Below are 22,241 nucleotides of genomic sequence, written 5' to 3'. Positions count from 1 at the left end.
ATTTCTTTCAGACCTTTTTTTCAATTTTTTAATAAGGAGAATGGCTATGTGGAAAAATAAACACATTACATTTTTTATAACAGGCGGAATTGCAGTTTATAAGGTTGTCGAATTAATTCGAACATTTCAAAAAGCAGGTGCAGAAATTCGAGTTGCGATGACAAAAACGGCTATGCAATTTGTGGGTAAAAGTACTTTCCAAACAATTAGTAAACACCCCGTGCAAACTGATTTATTCGACCAAACAACTTCAGCCGCCGTTGCCCATGTTGAATTGGCAGACTGGACTGATTTGGCAATCGTGGCTCCTGCAACAGCCAATATCATGAGTAAAATGGCAAATGGCATGGCTGATGATTTTGTGAGTACAACACTTTTGGCACTTTCGGTACCAGTCATAGTCGTTCCCGCAATGAATGTGCATATGTGGAATAACGCAGCCACACAGCGGAATATTCAAACGTTGCGAAATGACAATATTCAAGTTATGGATCCGGATAATGGACCGCTCGCGGAGGGCTATTCGGGAAAGGGTCGTTTTCCAAGTAATGATGAAATATTTAATTATATCGTTGAGCAAACAGAAGATGTTGATAATTCAAAATTAGCTAAGCTACGGGGGAAAAAGGTGCTTATTACAGCGGGTGGGACTCGTGAGTATATTGATCCTGTTCGCTATATTTCTAATAAATCCTCTGGTAAAATGGGGTATGCACTTGCTAAAGTTGCACAAGAAAACGGGGCAGTAGTTACCTTAATCTCCGCAAATGTAAAATTACCAATTCCGGCTGGGATTGACGTTATTCAAGTTGAAACAGTTGAAGAACTTGCACAGGCTGTTCAGACGCAGTTTGTGTCTACAGATGTATTCATAATGGCCGCAGCTGTTTCAGATTATCGTCCCGTACATTTTGTTGATCATAAAATAAAAAAATCAGCAGATTCTGCCAATTTGACGTTAGAATTGGAAGAGACAACTGATATTTTAAAAAGTTTAAAATCGCGCCGAACCAAACAAATTGTTGTGGGGTTTGCTGCCGAAACTAATGACTTACTCAATAATGCCAAGAAAAAATTGGATTCTAAAGGTGCAGATATAATTGTCGCCAATGATGTTTCCCAATCGGATATTGGGTTTGGTTCAGAAGATAATGCGGTCACCATTTTGCAACACAATGCGACCAATATTAAAGTTGCAAAGGCAAACAAGCAAATTATTGCCAAAAAGGTTTTAGAAGTTATTGTAAAACGATTGTCATAAAGCAGGTGAAAGTATGGTCCAGATTGCCAAAGTAATTGTTGATGTTCCTACAATGCAAACAAATAATCCGTATTCATATTTTGTCCCAACCCAAATTGAAACTGACATTCAGGTTGGGATGCGGGTTGTTGTGCCATTTGGCAATGGTAATCGAAAAATCCAAGGATTTGTCGTTGCACTTGAAACAAAAGCAGAAGAGAAAAACCCGCTAAAGAATATCGAAAGCTTAATGGATTTGGAGCCCGTTTTAAATCCTGAATTGATTCAGTTATCTAGTTGGTTGGCAGATACAACATTTGCTTTTCAGATTACCTGTCTTTTAACCATGTTACCTAATGTTATGCGGGCAAAGTATACAAAACAATTGAAGATCCTTGATCCTGAAGTTTCGAGTGAGAGTTTGGCAAAAATTCTCCCCGAAGATGAGTGGAAAGATTTTCAGCCTGATCAATTAACACCGAAACAACAAAGTGAGTTATTAAAACTACGAAAAAAAAATCAAATTGAAATTATTTATAAGGTTAAGAATCAAGCTCATTCTAAGCAAGTTTTTCAAATCAAGTCGCAATTAAGTGAAGAAGAAGAACCAAAAATTATGGCATCATTACGCAAAAATGCAGTCAAGATGCGTAATCTTGTTCATTATTTGGCGTTTCATCAGACTGCAATTAAGCAGGTTGAGATTGAAAAAGAATTGAAAATTACAGCTGCTACAATTAAGAATGCAGAGGAACGGGGCTGGCTTACTCGTAAAAAAGTGGAACAGTATCGAGACCCGTATGCTATGAACAAGAAGTTAACTTTACCATTGCAGTTGAATTCAGAACAAAAGGTTGCTTTAGATCAGGTAACTAAAAGCATAAAAGACCAGCAATCACGGACTTTTCTATTAGAAGGTGTTACTGGAAGTGGAAAAACAGAAGTCTATTTGCAAACAATCGCTTATGCGTTGGCGCAAAATAAAACGGCTATTATGTTGGTTCCAGAAATTGCTTTGACACCGCAGATGGTTAGTCGGGTCAAGGGACGATTTGGCAAACAAGTTGCTGTTTTGCACAGTGGGTTATCAGATGGTGAAAAGTATGATGAATGGCGCAGAATCAAGCGGCATGAAGCCCAAGTAGTTGTTGGCGCGCGGTCGGCAATTTTTGCACCAATTGAAAATGTCGGAGTCATCATTATCGATGAAGAACATGAAACCAGTTATAAACAAGATGATACACCGCGTTATCACGCAAGAAATGTGGCTCAATGGCGGAGTGAATATCATAATTGTCCGTTAGTGCTTGGAAGTGCAACTCCCTCGTTGGAATCCAGAGCGCGTAGTGAGCGCAATGTTTACCAATTACTTCGTTTACCAGATCGTATCAACGGGCATCCATTACCAAAAGTAAAAATTGTGGATATGCGTGAAGAGCTACAGAGCGGCGCAAATCAAAATTTTTCTGATCCGTTGTTGGCAGCAATTAAAAATCGGTTGAATTTGAAACAACAAAGTATTCTGATGCTAAATCGGCGTGGGTATTCATCCTTCATTATGTGTCGAGACTGTGGGTTCGTTTTGAAATGTCCTAATTGTGATATTTCCTTAACCTTGCACATGGATAATCACCGGATGAAATGTCACTATTGTGGACATGAAGAGCCAATTCCAAAACAGTGCCCTAATTGTCATAGTGAAAAAATTCGTTACTATGGAACGGGGACTGAAAAAGTTGAAAAAGAGCTTCAGGCTCAATTTCCGGAAGCACGAATTTTGAGAATGGATGTTGATACTACAAGGCGGAAAGGTTCCCATGAACGAATTTTACAGAAATTTGGGCAACAACAAGCCGATATTTTGTTAGGAACACAAATGATCGCTAAGGGACTAGATTTTCCTAACGTAACCTTAGTTGGTGTTTTAAACGCAGATACGGCTTTAGAATTGCCAGATTTCAGATCTAGTGAGCGGACTTTTCAGCTTTTAACGCAAGTTAGTGGCCGGGCCGGCAGGGCTGATAAATTAGGCGAAGTTTTTATTCAAACATTTAATCCTGACCATTATGCAATTCAGCTTGCCAAATCTCAAAATTATGAAAACTTTTTCCGAAAAGAAATGTATATTCGTCATCAGGAAAAATATCCGCCGTACTATTACACGCTTCAGATCACTGCTGCTCATAAAGAAGAAAAAGTTGCGGCTCAAAAGATGTATACTGTTTTAAATGAGTTAAAACCATCTTTAAGTCCGGATGCCATTGTGCTTGGACCAACGCCGAAGCCAATTGCGAGAGTTAAAAATAAATATTATTATCAAATTGTGATTAAATATAAAAATGAACCTCAATTACATGAGGCTGTCACTAAAATTTTACAGGAATCTCAAGCTGATTATCGACTAGGAATTCAACTTTCTATCGATTCAGAACCACAATCATTTATGTAGGAGGAATTCAATAAAATGAAGTCAATCATATTTATGGGCACACCACAGTTTGCGGCGCCCATTTTAACAAGTTTAGTTCAGGATGCAAACTATGATGTCGTGGCAGTTGTGACACAACCCGATCGGCGAACAGGACGAAAACACAAGATGACCATGTCACCTGTGAAGCAAGTGGCAGTAGAAAACAACATTCCCGTTTTTCAACCCGAAAAAATTAGCGGTTCAGACGAAATGGAAATCTTAATTAATATGCATGCCGATTTAATTGTGACCGCAGCTTTTGGACAATTTTTACCAATGAAATTAATCAATTCTGTAAAAATTGCAGCCGTTAATGTCCACGGCTCGTTGTTGCCTAAATATCGCGGCGGTGCACCGGTACAATATGCTATTATGAATGGGGATCACGAAACTGGTGTGACGCTAATTTATATGGTTAAAAAAATGGATGCTGGCGAAATGCTAGCCCAAAGAAAATTAGCTATCGAACCGACAGATGATGTTGGGACGATGTTTGAAAAACTGAGTATTTTGGGACGTAATCTTTTACTGGAAACGTTGCCTAAATTAATTGCAGGGGAAATTAAAAGTGTGCCTCAAAATGAAGAGGATGTTACGTTTTCACCTAATATCAAGCCAGAAGAAGAAAAAGTTGATTTTTCCAAAAGTGCAAAGCTGGTTGATGCAAAAGTGCGGGGGCTTCGTCCTTTCCCAGTAAGTTATGTAATTTTAAACGGGGTACGAACAAAACTGTGGCAGGTGACACCGCTGACCCAAACAACAGATTTGTTACCAGGCCAGGTTGTTCAAAAAACAAAGCACGAACTCCTTATCGCTACTGGCGAAAATGGTGTGGTTAGTTTGGACCGTGTACAACCAGCAGGTAAACCACAAATGGATATTACTGATTACTTAAATGGTAGTCAAGAAGCATTTTATGAAGGCGAGCAGGTTATTAAACTATGACAGATAAAGCAAAGAATCCACGGGCACTTGCAGTTGACGTTTTATTGAAAGTAAGCAAAGGTGCTTATTCAAATATTGAATTAAAAAATACGATTGGCGATAGTAGACTTTCGCAGCTTGACATTAATTTGTTGACAGAAATTGTGTACGGAGTTATTCAACACAAATTAACGTTAGAGTATGACTTAGAACCCTTTATAGGACATAAAAGAGTAGAAGATTGGGTTAAACAACTTTTACTTTCAGCCGTTTTTCAAATGGTCTATTTAGACCGAGTTCCTACGCGAGCAATTTTTAATGAAACAATTGAAATTGCAAAAGTCCGTGGCCATAGTGGAATTCGGGCGTTTGTGACCGGAGTTTTGCATTCAATTCAAAGAGAAGGACTTCCAGAACTAAGTGCAATTACGGATCCAACCGAGTTTCGAAGTATCAAATACAGCGTTGCGCCATGGTTAATTGAACAGCTTGATAAAGAATTAGGAGAAGAGAAGACTGATCAAATTTTGGAATCAATCAATCATCCTTCTCGACAAGCTGCTCGTGTTAATACGAATGAAACTACACAAACAGAAGTGATTAATCAACTGGATGAAGACGGCTATCAAGCAGAACCAAGTGATATAGCAGAAGATGGTGTCATTGTTACTGAAGGCAGTATTGGCCGATCACCACTTTTTGGGAACGGGGCTTTAACAATTCAAGACGAAAGTGCCATGTTAGTTGCAGAAGCAATGCAGTTAGCACCTGGTATGGAAGTGCTTGATGCCTGTGCTGCACCAGGCGGGAAAACAACCCACATTGCCCAAAAAATTGGCGACGAAGGACATGTACTTGCACTGGATCTCCATCCAAAAAAAGTGGGTTTGATCAAACAAAATGCCAAACGAATGGGACTTGACGAACGAGTTACAGCTAAAGCATTAGACGCCCGTAAAATTGATTCAATTATTGAAGATGATTACTTTGATCGTATTTTGGTTGATGCGCCATGTTCCGGAATTGGATTAATGCGCCGCAAACCAGAAATTCGTTATGAAAAGACTCCAGAAGATAGTCAAAATTTGCATGAAATTCAATTAGGAATTTTGAATGCAATGGCTCCAAAAGTTAAAGATAACGGTATAATAACTTACAGTACTTGTACCATATTAGAACAGGAAAATGAAAAAACAATTTCAGCGTTTATAGAACTTCATCCTGAGTTTACGTTGGTTCCTACACAAACGACTAAAAAATTGAAGGAAGATCGTTTTGTTCCGTATCTGAATATTTATCCGGATGATTTTGGTTCCGATGGCTTTTTCATTGCTTGTTTACAAAAGAGAGCGTGATGATTCGTGAAGTATGCATTTCAATCTGATATCGGTAACCATCGTGACGAAAACCAAGATTATGTAGGCGTTTTTAAGAATAAACAAAGCGTCTTATTTAGCATCGTTGCGGACGGAATTGGTGGTCGTCAGGGCGGGGATGTCGCTTCTGAAATGGCGGTTTCTCATTTAGGTTATTTATTCCAAAATACCGATTTTGATGATGTGACTAACGCGGTCAATTGGCTCCAAACAGAAGTTACTCAAGAAAATGATGAGATTTTAGAAACGGCACAGAAGTATTCAGATTTAAATGGGATGGGCACAACCATAGTAGTTACGATAATTTTGAAAAATCAGTTTATCGTAGCTCACTTAGGTGATAGTCGGTGCTATTTATTTAAAGGAAATGAATTAAAGCAACTGACTTCTGATCATTCATTAGTCAATGAACTGATTAAAAAAGGAAAGTTATCTCCTGAGGAAGCACGAAATCATCCTCAAAAAAATATTATTACCAAAACACTGGGCATCTCAAATAATTCGGATATCGATGTGCATTCCTATGTATGGAAAGTTAATGACCAGCTCCTTTTGTGTACGGATGGATTGACCAATATGGTGACCGATCAAACGATTGCTAATGTTTTGGCTGGTCCTTTAAGTTTAGAAAAAAAATGTTTAAAACTAATTGAATTAGCAAATCAGGCTGGTGGTCGCGATAATGTGACCGTCCTTATCATTCAAGCGGAAGATGAGGTGAATAAGTAAATGACACCGAATCAAACGCTTAACGGACGTTATCGTGTGATTAGCTCGCTTGGTGAAGGCGGTATGGCTGATGTTTACTTATCACATGATCTTATTCTTAACCGTGACGTTGCTGTTAAACTAATCCGATTTGATCTTCAAAACGATGGAAAAACAATTCAACGTTTTCAGCGAGAAGCTTTAGCGACCACGGAAATTGTGCATCCAAATATTGTGAGCGTGTATGACGTTGGCGAAGACAACGGCATGCATTATTTGGTCATGGAGTATGTTGACGGGACAGATTTAAAACAATATATCAAAGATCATTTTCCAATTCCTTATCAAAAAGTAATTGATATTATGGAACAGATTTTAAGTGGGGTTGCTGCAGCACATGCTCATGACATTATTCATCGTGATTTAAAGCCACAAAATGTCTTAATGGATAAAAAAGGAAATGCCAAAATTTCTGATTTTGGAGTTGCGTTAGCTCAAGAAGAACAAACGCTAACGCAAACCAATGCGGTAGTGGGGTCTGTTCACTATCTGTCTCCAGAACAAGCACGCGGTCATTTAGCAACCAAACGTTCAGATATTTATTCGTTGGGGATTATTTTATATGAAATGTTAACCGGTCGCGTACCATTTGAAGGTGAAAACGCGGTTTCAATTGCCATCAAACATTATCAGAATCAAATTCCCCTTGTGCGTGATTTTGATCCGCGAATCCCGCAGGCTCTCGAAAATGTTATTTTAAAAGCCACGGCCAAGAATCCATTTGATCGCTATCCATCGGTGACGGAAATGGCAAACGACCTCAGTACATCACTTTCCCCCAGGAGAGCTGGTGAACCCCGTTTTACAGCACAATCCGCTAATGATGAAACAATTATTGCCAATGTTTCTGACTTCACATCATCGGCAGTTAAAGACGTGGCTGAAGTGAAGGCTGTTTCGCAAAATGATGGTTCGAAAACAACAACTTCGGGAACCAAAAAGAGAAGAAATCGGCATCCTTTAAGAAAAAAAATCGGCATCTTTTTAGGCTTGCTAGCTTTATTTATTGGAGGAATTGCTATTGCTTTTTATTTAAGTTTTCCGAAAGTTGTTTCGATTCCTAATGTAACTGGAATGACTCAACAGCAGGCAGCAGTGGCTTTAAAAAAGAAAGATCTTAAAATTGGGCACATCACCCGGACTAGCAATCAAAAGGTTAATTATAAGCGTGTTATTGAAACTTTGCCCACAAAGAAAAAGCAGGTCCAAGCGGGCGTAACGGTCAACATTGTAATTAGCCAAGGGCCTAATAGTTATGTGGTTGAAAATTATATTGGTGATTCGTACAGTGTTGTGGCCAAAAAGTTACAAGCAAAGGGATTTAAAGTAGAAAAGACAAAAGTACAAACCATGGAGTTTGATCGTGGCAAAATTATTTATCAAAGTGTTGTTCCGGACCAAGTCGTCGTGCCCAGGGCAACAACAATTCGTTTTTCTGTCACAGAATAAGAATAGATCGGGAGGGGTTTAATGCACAGAGGACAGATTATTCAATCGTTAAGTGGTTTTTATGATGTGAAAACTGACGATAAAATTTTTCGAACAAGAGCTCGCGGTAATTTTAGAAAACAAAAAATTTCACCATTAGTCGGTGATTGGGTTGAATTTGAAAGCCAAGCCGAAAATGAAGGGTACATTTTAAAGATTGAAGCGCGGCGCAATCAATTAGTGCGGCCACCACTAGCAAATATTGATCAAGCAGTTGTTGTGACAGCCTGTGTTCAACCTGACTTTTCAACCAATCTCTTGGATCGGCAATTAGTTGCCTTAGAAGAAAAACAAATTAAACCGATTATTTACTTTACAAAAGGCGATTTGGTTGAAGAAAAGCAGCAACCAATTTTTGAAGAAAAAGTTGCTGGCTACCGCAAAATTGGGTATGAGGTTTATTTAGATTGGCAGGCATTTAATGGGGATGCAATTAACAATTTAACCGGTGATTTTGCTGATCAATTAACGATTTTTATGGGTCAAACTGGCGCCGGAAAATCAACCTTGCTTAACCATATTGATCCGGATTTAGCACTTCAAACGGGGGAAGTATCGGCGGCTTTGAACCGAGGAAAACATACAACTCGAAAAGTAGCCTTGTTCCCAGTTGGGGATGGTTTGGTCGCAGACACACCTGGATTCTCAAGTTACACTGTTTTTGAGATGCGTTTGGAAGATTTGAAAAGTTTGTTTCCAGAAATTGCCAATGTTGGATTGAACTGTCGTTTTCGTGAGTGTTTGCACATTAATGAACCAGATTGTGCGGTAAAAGAAGCTGTCCAAAATGAAGAAATAATGCAAAGCCGTTATGATAATTATGTCCAGTTTTTTAATATTATTAAGGCCCAGAAGCCTGATTATCAGCGAAAAGGCTATTCCAAGAAAAAGGGGAAATAACTATGATTAAAGTGGCTCCATCAATTTTAAGTGCAAATTTTGTCGATTTAAAACCAGATATTGAAATTGCTCAATCGGGTGGTGCAGATCTTTTACATATTGATGTGATGGATGGGCAGTTTGTTCCCAATTTAAGTTTTGGTCCAGGAATGGTAGAAGCCATTCGCCCAATTACAAGCATGCCATTAGATTGCCATTTGATGATTGAAAATCCAGAACGATTTGTGACACAGTTTTGTCAGGCTGGCGCAGATATTGTGGGCGTCCATGTCGAAAGTACACCACATATTTATCGGGCACTAGAAATGATTAAACAACATGGGGTGAAGGCTGAGGTTGTGCTGAATCCTGGTACGCCAATCAGTATGGTCAAAGAAGTGCTCCCAATCGTTGATCAAGTATTGGTAATGACAGTAAATCCTGGATTCGGTGGTCAGAAATTCATTTCACAAATGATTCCAAAAATTCAGCAGTTGAATCAGCTACGACAAACTGGCGAAAATGATTTTGCCATTGAGGTTGACGGTGGAATTACTGATGAAACAGTTGAGTCAGTTTATAAAGCTGGTGCAGACATTGCAGTTGCAGGTTCCTATGTTTTTAATAGTGAAGATCCGGTTGCACAAATTCAAAAATTAAAAACAAGGACGACAGCATAATGCAAATTAATGTTTTAGCTGGCGGACCTGCACAACAATATCCGCGAAAAATGTTTGAGCAAAAAGGAAGCTGGATTGGTGTAGACCGAGGAGCTTTAGTTTTGATTCAACATCATATTACGCCCCAAATAGCAGTCGGTGATTTTGATTCAATGTCAGTTGAAGAATTTTCGGAAGTGAAAAATAATATTTCAAAAATTATTCAGGTAAATGCAATTAAAGATGACACGGATACAGAATTAGCGCTCAAAGCGGCTTTTGAGCGATTACAGACAGATACAGATGAGGTTCACTTGTATGGCATGACAGGTGGACGATTAGACCATTTACTTAGTAATATTTTTATGTTTCTAAAACCTCGGTTTAATCCGTACATCGAGCGGGTTCGGTTAATCGATCGACAAAACTATATGCGCTTTTTTAAAGCTGGACAATATACTTTAGAGGAGCTATCAGCGTATAAATATTTGTCGTTTGTTTCGTTAGGGAATGTTAGTAATCTAACGCTTCCGGACGAGAAGTATCAGTTACATGATCAATCTGATCGTTTTCCAATTGCTTATGTAAGTAACGAATTCCTGAAATCAACAGCCAGTTTTAGTTTTTCATCGGGAATTGTAGCGGTTATTTATAGCCACGATGTAGCTGACTAGTAAAAAGCAATAAAAAAAGATTGAAGCATTTGCTTCAATCTTTTTTTATGCACGTTTGATTTTGCCTGATTTTAATGCTCGAGCAGAAACCCAAACGCGTTTTGGTTTTCCATCCACAAGAATGCGGACCTTATGCAAATTTGGTTTCCAGCTTCGGCGACTATGATTCAAAGCATGTGAACGTGTGTTGCCAAAGTGGGTACGACGACCGGTGACAAAGTCTTTTGCCATTTTTAAAATCCTCCTTTGTCGCTTCTATATTTATCATAGAATTCTTTTTAACTCACCTAAATAACTTATCATAGATACCAGGTGAATGCAATGTTTTTCTTTCAAGTATATTTACTTGACAGTTAGTTTGAAATCATCTTTTCAAGAATTATATTTAGAAGATAGAGCTATATTTACTGAACTCTGAGTTATTCTAAATAGTTTTAGGCAATTAGTCAAGCGTGACGAGTATGAATTAAATGTAACCATTTAGAAATGTTGAAATTTTTGGTAGAATAGCTTTAAGGCAACCATTCTAGAAGTTAACTCACCGTAATTGCACGAAAGAGTGTTGCGTTTATTGCTTTGTTGAAGTATGGTAAAATATCGTTGATATCAAAACGATGATTTGATTTAAGGAGGCTATTACTAATGGCTGTAAAAATTCAGACAAAAAATGGAACAGTTGATGTTTCAAACGATGTGATTGCAACAGTAGTAGGTGGCGGGGCAACAGATAACTATGGAGTTGTCGGCATGGCAAGTAAAAGCCAACTTCGCGACAATTTAAATGAAATTTTGCGTAAAGAAAATTATGCTAAAGGCGTTGTTGTGCGCCAACAGGATAATGGCGTTGCTATCGATGTTTACATTATTGTGAGCTATGGTACAAAAATTTCAGAAGTTTCAAAAAATGTACAATCAAAAGTAAAATATAATTTGGAATCAATGTTAGGTGTTTCAGCAAACTCTGTGAACGTTTTTGTCCAGGGTGTAAAGGTCTTAGAGGCTTAATTACGAAGGACTGAAACAAGGAGGAATTTATAATTGAAAGTGGCAACGACTGAAATCACTAACCAAGAATTTGATAAAATGATTCAAGCAAGTGCACGAAAATTAAAAAAGCACGCGGATTTCATTAACTCATTAAATGTTTTTCCAGTTCCCGATGGAGATACAGGAACTAATATGAGTCTATCAATGGAGAGCGGTGCAAAATATGAGATGGACGAACCGAGTGAACATGTTGGTAAATTGGCAAGCGCACTTGCTAAGGGACTCTTAATGGGAGCTCGTGGAAATTCTGGTGTGATTCTTTCTCAAATTTTCCGTGGATTTTCTAAGAGTGTTGAAGATAAAGAAAGCTTAAGTGCACAAGATTTAGCAGATGCGTTCGCAGATGGGGCTCAGACGGCTTATAAGGCGGTTATGAAGCCTACCGAAGGAACTATCCTCACAGTGATTCGTGAGGCTGCTAAGGCCGGTAATGACGCTGCTGAGGAAGAAGACAGTGTTGTTTACGTCATGGATGCAGTGACTAAGGCCGGTAAAGAGGCGTTGAAAAAAACAACGGATCTTTTACCCGTCTTAAAAGAAGTTGGAGTTGTGGATTCTGGTGGTCAAGGGTTAGTATTCGTATTTGATGCATTTGATGATGTTTTGAATGGACGTGCGGAGGCTGATGATGAACCAGATGAAGAGCAGATGGACGAGATGGTAGAAGCAAAGCATCATCAAAGTGTCCAAGGAAAAATTGATCCCGCCGACATTAAGTTTGGTTACTGTACCCAAATTATGGTTCGGATTGGTAAAGGACTACAAGTAAAACAGGATTTTGACTATGATACTTTCTATAATTATTTAGCAAAACTAGGTGATTCATTGTTAGTTGTTAATGATGAAGACGTTGTTAAAGTTCATGTGCATACTGAACATCCTGGCAAGGTCTTGGCTTGGGGACAGCAGTTTGGTGATTTGGCTACTGTGAAGGTCGACAACATGCGCCAACAACAAGAAGAAATCATCGAAAAAGATGAACCAACCGAAGTTCCGGAACCCGTTTTAGATACTAAAGGGACAGCAATTATTGCGATTGCTTCTGGAACTGGAGTAGCTAAATTATTCCGCAGTTTGGGTGTCACTCACATTATTAACGGTGGGCAAACGATGAATCCAAGTACTGCTGATATTGTTGCTGCAATTAATGATTCCCATGCAGAACGGGCAATCGTTTTACCAAACAATAAAAATATTTTTCTTGCAGCTGAACAAGCCATTCAAGTTGCAGAAATTCCAGCACAAATTGTGCATAGTCGCAACATTTCGCAAGGGATGACTGCACTAATGGGCTTTAATCCAGATAGTAATCTGGATAGCAACATAGATGCAATGGAAGATAACTTGAGTTCTGTTAAGAGTGGTGAGGTAACAACGGCCATTCGTGACACGACAGTTCAAGGAAAAAGAATTAAAAAAGGTAACTTTATTGGGATCGTTGATGGGACAATCGAAACTTCAAAAGCTAATCTTCTTGATGCGGCCGGTGAAATGGCCAAATTAATGTTGGATGAAGACAGTGAAATTGTTACGATCATTTACGGTGCTGACACGAAAAAGTCTGAAGCTGAAAAACTTGCAGACACGATTCAAGGGTTAGATGATGAACTTGAGATTGAGATCCATGAGGGAGATCAACCTGTTTATCCGTTCATCGTATCAGTTGAATAATTGGAAAAATAAAGAGGCTGGGATTCTTCCACCTCTTTTTGTAGTTAGGAAGTCGACAGATGACTGAAGAAAATTCGCTTACTTCGCCTGTTACTGAGATTCCAGGAGTTGGGCTGCAACGAGCTAAAGCACTAAATGAACTAGGAATTTTTACAATTGAAGATTTATTATTGTATTTTCCTTTCCGATATGAAGATTTACGGCCACAGAATATGGCGGACTTGGTCGATCAACAAAAAGTGACTCTAGAGGGAACGATTGCCTCAGAGCCAGTTTTAGCTCGTTATGGCCGCAAAAAAAATCGGCTTAACTTTCGCCTATTGACTAACCAGGAATCGGTGATGGTCACTTTTTTTAATCAGCCTTGGTTAAAGAAACAGTTAACTATGGATGAAAAATTTGCGGTTTATGGTAAATGGGATGCCCGTCGTCGAAGTTTAACCGGGATGAAATTATTGCCTTTTTCGACGGCAGGCTCAACGGCAGATATTGAAGCTATTTATCCTGCCAACCAGCATATACGGCAGAATACAATCAAAAAACTTGTTACACAGACCTTTGACCTCTATCAAGATCAAATTGAGACGCTTATTCCCGATTCTTTGGTCAAAAAGTATCGTTTGATAGATCGACGGAAAATGATTCATGATTTACATTTTCCAGAAGATGTCAAGGCAGCAAAAATTGCACGACGGACGGCAACTTTTGAAGAGTTTTTTATTTTTCAAATGGAACTACAACTTCTTAAACGACGCGATCAAGTCGCTAATGGAACAGCAATCGCATATGACATCGAAGAGATTAAAAATTTCATCGCTAAATTACCGTACGAATTAACAGATGCTCAGAAACGTGTGGTTAATGAGATCTGTTATGATCTTAAACGCCCCATTAGAATGAATCGGTTGTTGCAAGGTGATGTTGGGAGCGGAAAAACGATTGTGGCAGCCATCGTGATGTATGCTGCAATCACTGCCGGCTATCAAACAGCTCTAATGGCGCCTACAGAGATTTTGGCAGAACAACACGCTAATAACTTAACAAAGATTTTTGAAGGCACAGACGTCAATATTGGCTTGCTGACAGGAGCATCTGGTTCGAAGTCGAAACAACGGCGCGCTTTATTAAATGGCATTGAACAAGGCGACATTAATTTGGTGATTGGGACCCATGCATTGATTCAAGATGATGTCGTTTTTAAAAATCTTGGATTAGTTGTGATTGATGAACAGCATCGATTTGGCGTCAAACAGCGCGAAACGCTACGAAAAAAAGGCATGAACGCCGATGTATTGGCAATGACGGCAACTCCTATCCCACGAACTTTAGCAATTACTGCTTATGGTGAGATGGATGTGTCAATCATTGACCAGATGCCAAAGGGCCGGAAACCAGTTTTAACAAGTTGGGTTAAAAGCAGCAATGTGAATGGTATGCTAGATTTTGTTAAAAAGCAGTTTGACTCAGGTCATCAGGCGTTTGTGGTTACACCGTTAATTGAAGAATCAGAAACCTTAGATTTGAAAAACGCCATGGCTTTGTATGAACAATTACAAACTGAATTCAGCCCAGATTATAAAGTGGGACTGCTTCATGGCCGGATGAAATCTGATGAAAAAGACGAAATCATGCGTCAATTTAAAGATAACGAGTTTCAATTATTAGTTTCTACAACTGTAATTGAAGTTGGCGTGGATGTTCCTAATGTAACCGTGATGATTATATATGACGCTGATCGGTTTGGATTGGCACAGCTTCATCAGTTGCGGGGCCGAGTTGGCCGAGGAAAAGACCAGGCGTACTGTATCTTGGTGGCGGATCCTAAAAATGAAACTGGTATCAAACGGATGAAAATTATGACCCAGTCCAATGATGGGTTTAAGATATCAGAGGCTGATCTTCAGTTGCGAGGTTCAGGGGATGTGTTTGGAAATAAACAATCCGGGATTCCTGAGTTTCGGATTGGCGACCCAGTGGTGGATATTGGCGCCTTACAAACAGCTCAACTTGAAGCTAGCAAAATTGTCCATACGGAAAATTGGCAAGCAGAACCTGCGTTTAAAGCTTTAAATGAGTATTTAGAAATTGTGATGCAGAAAAATGCAAACTTTGATTAAAAAAATTAAAAATGAGGGATAGCAGATGAAATTAGCAGTTGACGCAATGGGTGGCGATTACGCTCCTGAAAAAGTTGTTCAAGGGGTCGAATTGGCAAGAGATGAATTTGCAGATACCAAGTTTCTTTTATTTGGTAAAGAAGATCAAATAAAGAAGTACTTGAAAAACGGAGAACGAATTACAATTGTGCATACAGATTCAGAGATTGAAATGGGTGATGAGCCCGTTCGAGCTGTTCGTCAGAAAAAAACTTCTTCACTTGTTTTAGCTGCTCAGGCAGTTAAAGATGGTAAAGCAGATGCGCTTTTCTCAGCTGGAAATACTGGAGCACTCTTGGCAGCAAGCCTATTTATTATTGGGAGAATTAAAGGAATCGATCGTCCAGGGATGACCACAACTTTACCTTCCTTGGAGGGACCTCAAGATTCATTTACCATGTTAGATGTGGGTGCAAATGCTGAAAGTAAAGTAAAAAACTTACAGCAATTTGCCGTTTTGGGGAATTTTTACAGTGCCAATGTGATGGGCGTAACTAGTCCAAGAATTGCCCTCTTAAACAATGGTGCGGAGGAAGATAAGGGTGATACTCTTCATAAGGAAACTTACCAGGTTCTTTCTGATGATCCCAATTTAAATTTCGTTGGTAACATTGAATCAAGAGAACTACTAAACGGGACTGCCGATGTTGTGGTAACGGATGGTTTTACCGGAAATGCTGTTTTGAAAAATACTGAAGGGACTGCTTTGTCGCTTTTGAAATTGATTAAGCACAGTATTTTAGATTCGGGTGTCCAAGGAAAGTTAGGCGGTTTGATGTTAAAACCAGTCTTTAAAGTTGTTCAAGATAAAATGGACTACTCAAAACATGGAGGCGCCGTTTTATTGGGCGTCAAAGCGCCAGTCGTTAAAGCACACGGTTCAAGTAACGAAACGCAAGTTTATCACGCTTTAAGTCAACTTCGACAAATGGTTGATACAAATTTAACTACTAATTTGGCAGATTATTTTGCAACCCGAAGTGAGCAAAACAAGGAAATTTAATGTTTTTTGTAGACAAATTGGTAAAAAAACATTAAACTTGTTTGAGTATTTAAATGACTAAGGAGTAGCACATGACTAAAGAAGAAGTATTTAACAAGATTTCAGATATCATTGTCGATCATTTTGACGTTGATAAGGCAAAAGTTACAAACGACTTAAATTTCAAAACAGATTTGAATGCGGATTCCATTGATATTGTGGAATTTGTGCTAGAATTGGAAGATGCATTTGGTGCTGAAATTTCCGATGAGAATGCTGAAAATCTCACAACTGTCGGACAGGCCGTTGATTTTATTACTGCCAATCAAAAAACTAAATAGGTTTTTATAAATTGAGGCTGGAACAAATTGTTCTGGTCTCAACTTGTATCTAGATCCAGTAGTAGGCAGTTTCCTCGAAAAACGATATACTGTTAGAGTAGGAATTATAGAAAGGATGTTAAAAGATGAAAAAATCGATTGATGCGGAACTGAAGAAAAACTTTCAAATTGAATTTAACGATGAAAGCCTTTTGGATGAAGCATTAACGCAAGCTTCGTATGTAAATGAACATCCTAATCAAGGATTGAAATTTTATGAAAGAATCGAATTTTTGGGTGATGCTGTCTTACAATTAATTGTATCGGAATATATTTTTAAACGGTATCCAGAAATGCCACAAGGAAAATTAACTCGTCTTAGAGCGGCGATGGTTTGTGAGGCTAGTTTCAGTCAGTTCGCTCGGGAATGCCATTTTGACCAATACATTCGCCTTGGTAAAGGTGAAGAAAAAGGTGGCGCCCGGAATCGTTCTTCACTTCTTTGTGATATTTTTGAATCTTTTGTTGGGGCCTTATATCTTGATCAGGGACGTCCAGCCGTTGAGAAGTTTGTGCACACGGTTATTTTCCCCAAACTGGATACGGGCGCATTTGACCATGTCATTGATTACAAGACCAACCTGCAAGAAGTGCTTCAGCGTGATGGGGATGCCTTGATTCACTATGAGCTTTTAAACGAAGTGGGTCCTGAAGATGACCTTGATTTTGAGGTGGCTGTTTTTGATGATAAGCAAAAACTGGGCGTCGGCACTGGAAAATCAAAGAAAGTTGCGGAACAATCAGCAGCAAAGGATGCTTTACAGGCATTACGCGTTAAAAATGTTTAGTTGGGAGTTAGATGTTCATGAAACTTAAGGCCTTACAGATCAGCGGCTTTAAATCCTTTGCTGATAAAACGACAATTAATTTTGAAGATGGTATTACCGGAATCGTGGGTCCGAACGGGAGTGGAAAGAGTAACATTATTGAAGCTGTCCGCTGGGTCATGGGAGAACAGTCTGCCAAAAGCCTCCGTGGTGGTAAAATGCCAGATGTTATTTTTGCTGGGTCACAAGATCGCAAGCCTTTAAATCGGGCTGCCGTGACCATTACTTTTGATAATTCGGATCATTTTTTGAAGACTGATTATACAGAAGTTAGTGTGACTCGCAAACTTTTTCGAAATGGTGATAGTCAGTATTTAATTAATCAAAATGATTGTCGTTTAAAAGATGTTTTAAATTTATTTATTGATACCGGTCTTGGGCGTGACTCTTTTTCAGTAATTTCTCAAGGGCGCGTTGAGGCGATTTTTAATAGCAAACCGGAAGACCGACGTACGATTATTGAAGAAGTCGCCGGTGTTTTGGCGTACAAACAAGATAAACAAAAAGCTGAACAAGAATTAACGAAAACAAAAGATTATTTGGATCGGGTAAGTGATTTAATTGCAGAACTTCATTCACAAATCGGACCTTTAGAAGAACAAAGTAGTTTAGCACAGGATTATTTGGATCAAAAAAAGCAATTTGATCAATTAGATAAAACTCGATTAGTGAATCTGATTGACGATTTGCAAGGCCAAAGTAATACCAAGCAAGCAGACATTGATAAAGCTGAACAGTTGGTTACCCAATATGCTGATCAAAAAGAAAAATTAGATGTTGATGTCACAGAGTTGAAAAACCAAAGACAAGCTTCTGAGACACAAAAAGATCAGTTGCAATCTGATTTGCTTGAAGCCACCAGAAAGTATGAAAATTTATCTGGTCAGCAAAATGTGGATTCAGAAAAGATTAAGTATCAGCAACAGCAGGTTCAAGAATTAAACCAAGCACTTGAAAAAAATGAGCAGCAGTTATCTGAAAACCAAGAGAAAAAACATCAGCTGGAAACAGCAATTAGTGGCTATCAGAAGACGGTTGCGGATTTGAAGGAGCAGTTGACAGGTCTTTCAGAAAAAGAAATGCAACAGCGCCAACAAATGGCACAGAAAATGATTGATCAGTTACAGGCTGACTATATTGAGAAAATGCAACAGTTGGCACAGGTGCATAACGAGCAAACAAATCTAAAGAAGAGCTACGAACAAGATAGTCAACAGCAATTACACGTGAATGCAGATCTTGTTAAATTACAGACCCAGTTACAAAACTTGAAGCAGACCTATGCAGAGCAACAAACACAAGTTACAGAGTTAAAGGACAAAACTTCGGAAGCAGAGCACCAGTTGAAGGCTGCATTAGCTGATTATCAAAAATTTTCCGATCAGCAAAAACAAGGCCAAGACAGCTGGCTTCAAGCAATTCAAGTTTATCAGCAGGCTAAGACTCGTTTGGAAACGCTTAGTAGTTCGGAAACTGAATTGCGGGGGTTCTATCAGGGTGTCCAGAGTGTGTTAAAGAACCGGAACCAATTTCGTGGGCTGGTTGGAGTTGTTTCGGACTTGCTTAAAGTGCCTGCAAAGTACACCAAGGCGATCGAAACGGTTTTAGGTAGTCAGCTGCAACAATTGGTGACTCAAAAGGATGAAGACGCACGGCAAATTATTCAGTATTTAACGCAACACCGCGCGGGACGAGTTACCTTACTACCTTTAACCACGATTCGAGCGAAACAAGTTTCTCCAAAGATTCGTACGGAACTTGAAACTGTTGAGGGATTTGAAGGAATTGCTTCAGATCTAGTTGAAACGGATCCCAAGTTGGAGCTTGTTAAACAATATTTATTGGGGAACATTTTAATTGCCAGCGACTTAGATCATGCTTCTAAAATTTCAAAAAAATTACCAATGCGGTTGAAGTTTGTGACCTTAAATGGTGAAATTATTAATCCGTCTGGTTCGATGACAGGTGGAATTAATCGACATCAAACGGCGGGGTTATTGACGCAAAAGCAACAACGTGATGATTTAAGCAAGCAAGTTGCGCAAATGAAATCTGAACTCGAGAGCCGAGAAGAACTTGTACAAAATTTGAAACAAAAAATGGCAACAACAGAAACAAAAGGAAATGATCTCAGACAGAACTTTAATACCGTCAATGATCAATATAAGGATTCCCAAAGACAACTTGATACTATTGATGACCAGGTTAAGGATCTGAATCGCCGAATTGCCGCGGTTGGTTATGAGTTTAATCAAAAAGGTGATTTCAAAAATAGTTTTGAAAATCAATCGACCAGTTTAGCAGATCAAGAAAAAGCACTAAATACAGATTTGACGACCATTACGACGAAAACAGAGACCAAAAAGGCTGAATTAGCTCAATTGCGACAAACGCAAAGTGCCGGTCAGCAGTCAATTACACAGATTCGAGAACAATTGGCTACAGTTCAAGTGAAATTATCACAAGCGAAAACAACGTTGAACGAACGTGAACAAAACATAGCGAATCTGCAACAACAAATTTTAAATACTAAAGGTCGTCAGGCAACTTTGTTGGAGCAACAACAGGCACAAGGCTCTAAAAGTCAGGCTACTCAGCAGGAATTGGTAGCAGGACAACAACAAATTGACGACCTTCAATCGAAGCTAAGTACGCAAAAAGCCAGCTTTGAAGTACTTGAACAAACATTGACGCAAAAAGAAACTGATTTTCAGCGGATTCAAGAATTAAGTTCTGTTGCAACGGATGATTTACAAACGATCAAGGTTAAGCAAACCCGGGTCAGCGAACAAGTCGATCATGCGCTGAATGATTTAAGTGAAAAATACCAATTAAGTTTTGAATTACCCAAAAAGGATTGTTTGACCATTGACCAAGAAGATCTTGAACGACAGTTAAAGCTTGTTAAAAAAGGTTTGGCTGAGATTGGCGATGTAAATGTGGGTGCAATTGATGAATATCAACGTGTATCTACGCGCTATCAATTCTTAACAGATCAAAAAGATGATTTGATGACTTCCCAAAAACAATTATTGGAAACGATCAACGAGATTGATACAGAAGCGGCAACCCGGTTTAAAACAACTTTTGATCAAGTTTCGGCGTCATTTTCAAAAGTGTTTGTTAAAATATTTGGCGGTGGTAAAGCAAAACTTGAGCTTACAGATCCGGAACATTTATTGACAACCGGACTTGAGATTAAGGCTCAGCCCCCTGGCAAGAAATTCCAACGCTTAAGTTTGCTTTCAGGTGGTGAACGGGCATTGACAGCAATTACCCTACTCTTCTCAATTTTAGAGGTTAATCCAGTGCCATTTTGTATCCTAGACGAAGTTGAAGCGGCGTTTGATGATGCTAATGTTAGTCGTTTTGCTGATTACCTTCGTAACTTCCAAGAAAAGACGCAATTTGTTGTGATTACCCATCGAAAGGGTACAATGGTAGAATGCGACGTCTTGTATGGGGTAACTATGCAGGAATCAGGAGTTTCAAAAATGGCTTCGGTATCCTTAGAAGATCTTTCACGAAAGGAAACTAAAACACAATGAGTATATTTGGTCGGAGAAAGAAAAAGAAATTAGAACAACAAGCTCTAGAAGAACAAAAAGCTTTGGAAGAGCAACAAAAAAAAGAACAAGTAATTACCGAAAAACCAACTGAAAAAAAAGAAGAAGTTCCTAAACCCGTTGAAGAGAAAGCTCCAGAAATACCAGTTAATCCACAAAACGCGACCACAGAACAAGCTGAAGAGGTTGATCGCTATAATCGCGGTCTTGAAAAATCTCGGCGGACTTTTGGTCAAAAATTGGCAGCACTATTTACAAATTTTAATGGGGTCGATGATGATTTTTATGATGACCTGGAAGAGACCTTGATTGGCGCGGATGTGGGTTTTGAAACGGCAGTTCAAATTAGTGATGAAGTTCGTGAAGAAATTGAATCACAGCACGTAACTGATCAAAAACTAATTTCAAATTTAATTGTTTCTAAATTAGTTTCACTCTATACTCGAAACGGCACAACTGAAGATAACCATTTAATTTTTGCGGCAGAGGGTCCCAGTGTCTTTTTGTTTGTTGGTGTTAACGGTGTTGGTAAAACAACCAGCATTGGTAAATTGGCTAATCGGTTTAAAAAGCGAGGCAAAAAAGTTTTGTTAGCTGCCTGCGATACTTTCCGAGCCGGCGCGATTGAACAGCTGCAAGAATGGGGTCGACGTGATGGCGTCCCTGTTGTGGCCGGTCCGGAAAAAAGTGATCCCGCAGCGGTTGTTTTTGACGCGGTTCAAAAAGCTAAAAAAGAGAATTACGATTTGGTTTTAGTGGACACGGCTGGTCGTTTACAAAATAAAGTTAATCTTATGAATGAGCTGGATAAGATGCGACGGGTAATTACGCGGGAAATTCCCCATGCGCCGCAAGAGATTCTCTTAGTTTTGGACGCCACAACGGGCCAAAATGCGATGAATCAAGCCAAGGTATTTAAAGAAACGACGGCGGTAACTGGAATTATTTTGACTAAGTTGGATGGAACGGCCAAAGGTGGAATCGTTTTGGCGATTCGTAATCAGTTGCATCTTTCGGTTAAGTACGTTGGCTTAGGTGAACAAGTGGATGATCTGAGTCCATTTTCACCAAAGGACTTCGTAGACGGATTGTTTAGCGGTTTCTTAGAAAACGAAAAATAGGATTGGTGTGATT

General features: G+C 39.1%; 18 protein-coding genes. 17 read left to right on the top strand and 1 reads right to left on the bottom strand.

Features of this window, described 5'->3' with window-relative positions:
• Positions 1-40: 40 nt before the first annotated feature.
• The 9 genes from coaBC to ACLHK8_RS02510 are packed head-to-tail and all read left to right on the top strand — an operon-like array spanning position 41 to position 10,478.
• The gene (coaBC, locus tag ACLHK8_RS02550) at positions 41-1,261 is read left to right on the top strand and encodes a bifunctional phosphopantothenoylcysteine decarboxylase/phosphopantothenate--cysteine ligase CoaBC (RefSeq protein WP_082623233.1); all 1,221 of its coding nucleotides are present in this window, start codon (positions 41-43) and stop codon (positions 1,259-1,261) included.
• A 13-nt stretch (positions 1,262-1,274) separates the two neighbouring features.
• The gene (gene priA, locus ACLHK8_RS02545) at positions 1,275-3,689 is read left to right on the top strand and encodes a primosomal protein N' (RefSeq protein ID WP_320531813.1); all 2,415 of its coding nucleotides are present in this window, start codon (positions 1,275-1,277) and stop codon (positions 3,687-3,689) included.
• A 15-nt stretch (positions 3,690-3,704) separates the two neighbouring features.
• Positions 3,705-4,655: a methionyl-tRNA formyltransferase gene (gene fmt, locus ACLHK8_RS02540; RefSeq protein ID WP_057772601.1), complete on the top strand. Its 951-nt coding sequence runs from the start codon at positions 3,705-3,707 to the stop codon at positions 4,653-4,655.
• Entirely contained in the window at positions 4,652-5,989 is a 1,338-nt protein-coding gene (rsmB, locus tag ACLHK8_RS02535; protein WP_057772602.1) for a 16S rRNA (cytosine(967)-C(5))-methyltransferase RsmB, read from the top strand. The genes fmt and rsmB overlap by 4 nt, the downstream gene beginning before the upstream one ends.
• Before the next feature lie 6 nt (positions 5,990-5,995).
• A complete protein-coding gene (locus ACLHK8_RS02530) occupies positions 5,996-6,739 on the top strand; it encodes a Stp1/IreP family PP2C-type Ser/Thr phosphatase (protein ID WP_057772604.1) in 744 nt (247 codons plus the stop codon).
• Positions 6,740-8,227, top strand: coding sequence for a Stk1 family PASTA domain-containing Ser/Thr kinase (gene pknB, locus ACLHK8_RS02525; protein WP_057772606.1), 1,488 nt, complete (start codon positions 6,740-6,742; stop codon positions 8,225-8,227).
• A gap of 21 nt (positions 8,228-8,248) precedes the next feature.
• Positions 8,249-9,166 (top strand): ribosome small subunit-dependent GTPase A, encoded by a 918-nt coding sequence (rsgA, locus tag ACLHK8_RS02520; protein WP_057772608.1) that lies wholly within the window; start codon positions 8,249-8,251, stop codon positions 9,164-9,166.
• A 2-nt stretch (positions 9,167-9,168) separates the two neighbouring features.
• Entirely contained in the window at positions 9,169-9,825 is a 657-nt protein-coding gene (rpe, locus tag ACLHK8_RS02515) for a ribulose-phosphate 3-epimerase (RefSeq protein ID WP_057772610.1), read from the top strand.
• Positions 9,825-10,478 (top strand): thiamine diphosphokinase, encoded by a 654-nt coding sequence (locus ACLHK8_RS02510; RefSeq protein WP_063697389.1) that lies wholly within the window; start codon positions 9,825-9,827, stop codon positions 10,476-10,478. Before rpe ends, ACLHK8_RS02510 begins: the two co-directional genes overlap by 1 nt.
• Before the next feature lie 45 nt (positions 10,479-10,523).
• Here the strand turns inward: ACLHK8_RS02510 and rpmB are convergent, their stop codons facing one another.
• Positions 10,524-10,709, bottom strand: a complete 186-nt coding sequence (gene rpmB, locus ACLHK8_RS02505; protein ID WP_046870836.1) for a 50S ribosomal protein L28 — start codon at positions 10,707-10,709, stop codon at positions 10,524-10,526.
• A 411-nt stretch (positions 10,710-11,120) separates the two neighbouring features.
• Between rpmB and ACLHK8_RS02500 the strand changes: the two genes are divergently transcribed.
• The 8 genes from ACLHK8_RS02500 (at position 11,121) to ftsY (ending at position 22,228) form a co-directional block, all read left to right on the top strand.
• Positions 11,121-11,483: an Asp23/Gls24 family envelope stress response protein gene (locus ACLHK8_RS02500; RefSeq protein ID WP_057772889.1), complete on the top strand. Its 363-nt coding sequence runs from the start codon at positions 11,121-11,123 to the stop codon at positions 11,481-11,483.
• 33 nt (positions 11,484-11,516) lie between these two features.
• Complete coding sequence (locus ACLHK8_RS02495; protein ID WP_406827436.1) at positions 11,517-13,196, top strand: DAK2 domain-containing protein; 1,680 nt, start codon at positions 11,517-11,519, stop codon at positions 13,194-13,196.
• 59 nt (positions 13,197-13,255) lie between these two features.
• Positions 13,256-15,313 carry an ATP-dependent DNA helicase RecG gene (recG, locus tag ACLHK8_RS02490; RefSeq protein WP_063697391.1) on the top strand — a complete coding sequence of 686 codons (2,058 nt, stop codon included), beginning with the start codon at positions 13,256-13,258 and terminating at the stop codon, positions 15,311-15,313.
• Between the two features lie 25 nt (positions 15,314-15,338).
• Positions 15,339-16,355, top strand: coding sequence for a phosphate acyltransferase PlsX (gene plsX / locus ACLHK8_RS02485; RefSeq protein WP_063697393.1), 1,017 nt, complete (start codon positions 15,339-15,341; stop codon positions 16,353-16,355).
• Between the two features lie 71 nt (positions 16,356-16,426).
• Positions 16,427-16,675 carry an acyl carrier protein gene (gene acpP / locus ACLHK8_RS02480; protein WP_057772895.1) on the top strand — a complete coding sequence of 83 codons (249 nt, stop codon included), beginning with the start codon at positions 16,427-16,429 and terminating at the stop codon, positions 16,673-16,675.
• Positions 16,676-16,800: 125 nt separating this feature from the next.
• Entirely contained in the window at positions 16,801-17,502 is a 702-nt protein-coding gene (gene rnc / locus ACLHK8_RS02475; RefSeq protein ID WP_063697396.1) for a ribonuclease III, read from the top strand.
• A 17-nt stretch (positions 17,503-17,519) separates the two neighbouring features.
• Positions 17,520-21,089, top strand: a complete 3,570-nt coding sequence (gene smc, locus ACLHK8_RS02470) for a chromosome segregation protein SMC (protein ID WP_434520388.1) — start codon at positions 17,520-17,522, stop codon at positions 21,087-21,089.
• Positions 21,086-22,228: a signal recognition particle-docking protein FtsY gene (gene ftsY, locus ACLHK8_RS02465; protein WP_434520387.1), complete on the top strand. Its 1,143-nt coding sequence runs from the start codon at positions 21,086-21,088 to the stop codon at positions 22,226-22,228. The genes smc and ftsY overlap by 4 nt, the downstream gene beginning before the upstream one ends.
• Positions 22,229-22,241 lie beyond the last annotated feature (13 nt).

The organism is Pediococcus sp. M21F004 (assembly GCF_051122535.1).
Taxonomy (GTDB): domain Bacteria; phylum Bacillota; class Bacilli; order Lactobacillales; family Lactobacillaceae; genus Pediococcus; species Pediococcus inopinatus.
The sequence above is the reverse complement of the archived record's forward strand: the minus strand, read 5'-3'. Positions and strand labels throughout refer to the sequence as shown.

Bases quoted from the DNA above. Each gene is read 5' to 3' on its own strand.
- plsX (WP_063697393.1), top strand. From the start codon at position 15,339: ATGAAATTAGCAGTTGACGCAATGGGTGGCGATTACGCTCCTGAAAAA.
- smc (WP_434520388.1), top strand. From the start codon at position 17,520: ATGAAACTTAAGGCCTTACAGATCAGCGGCTTTAAATCCTTTGCTGAT.
- recG (WP_063697391.1), top strand. From the start codon at position 13,256: ATGACTGAAGAAAATTCGCTTACTTCGCCTGTTACTGAGATTCCAGGA.
- rpmB (WP_046870836.1), bottom strand. From the start codon at position 10,709: ATGGCAAAAGACTTTGTCACCGGTCGTCGTACCCACTTTGGCAACACA.
- priA (WP_320531813.1), top strand. From the start codon at position 1,275: ATGGTCCAGATTGCCAAAGTAATTGTTGATGTTCCTACAATGCAAACA.
- pknB (WP_057772606.1), top strand. From the start codon at position 6,740: ATGACACCGAATCAAACGCTTAACGGACGTTATCGTGTGATTAGCTCG.
- rsmB (WP_057772602.1), top strand. From the start codon at position 4,652: ATGACAGATAAAGCAAAGAATCCACGGGCACTTGCAGTTGACGTTTTA.
- coaBC (WP_082623233.1), top strand. From the start codon at position 41: ATGGCTATGTGGAAAAATAAACACATTACATTTTTTATAACAGGCGGA.
- rsgA (WP_057772608.1), top strand. From the start codon at position 8,249: ATGCACAGAGGACAGATTATTCAATCGTTAAGTGGTTTTTATGATGTG.
- ACLHK8_RS02510 (WP_063697389.1), top strand. From the start codon at position 9,825: ATGCAAATTAATGTTTTAGCTGGCGGACCTGCACAACAATATCCGCGA.
- acpP (WP_057772895.1), top strand. From the start codon at position 16,427: ATGACTAAAGAAGAAGTATTTAACAAGATTTCAGATATCATTGTCGAT.
- rnc (WP_063697396.1), top strand. From the start codon at position 16,801: ATGAAAAAATCGATTGATGCGGAACTGAAGAAAAACTTTCAAATTGAA.
- ACLHK8_RS02500 (WP_057772889.1), top strand. From the start codon at position 11,121: ATGGCTGTAAAAATTCAGACAAAAAATGGAACAGTTGATGTTTCAAAC.
- fmt (WP_057772601.1), top strand. From the start codon at position 3,705: ATGAAGTCAATCATATTTATGGGCACACCACAGTTTGCGGCGCCCATT.
- ftsY (WP_434520387.1), top strand. From the start codon at position 21,086: ATGAGTATATTTGGTCGGAGAAAGAAAAAGAAATTAGAACAACAAGCT.
- rpe (WP_057772610.1), top strand. From the start codon at position 9,169: ATGATTAAAGTGGCTCCATCAATTTTAAGTGCAAATTTTGTCGATTTA.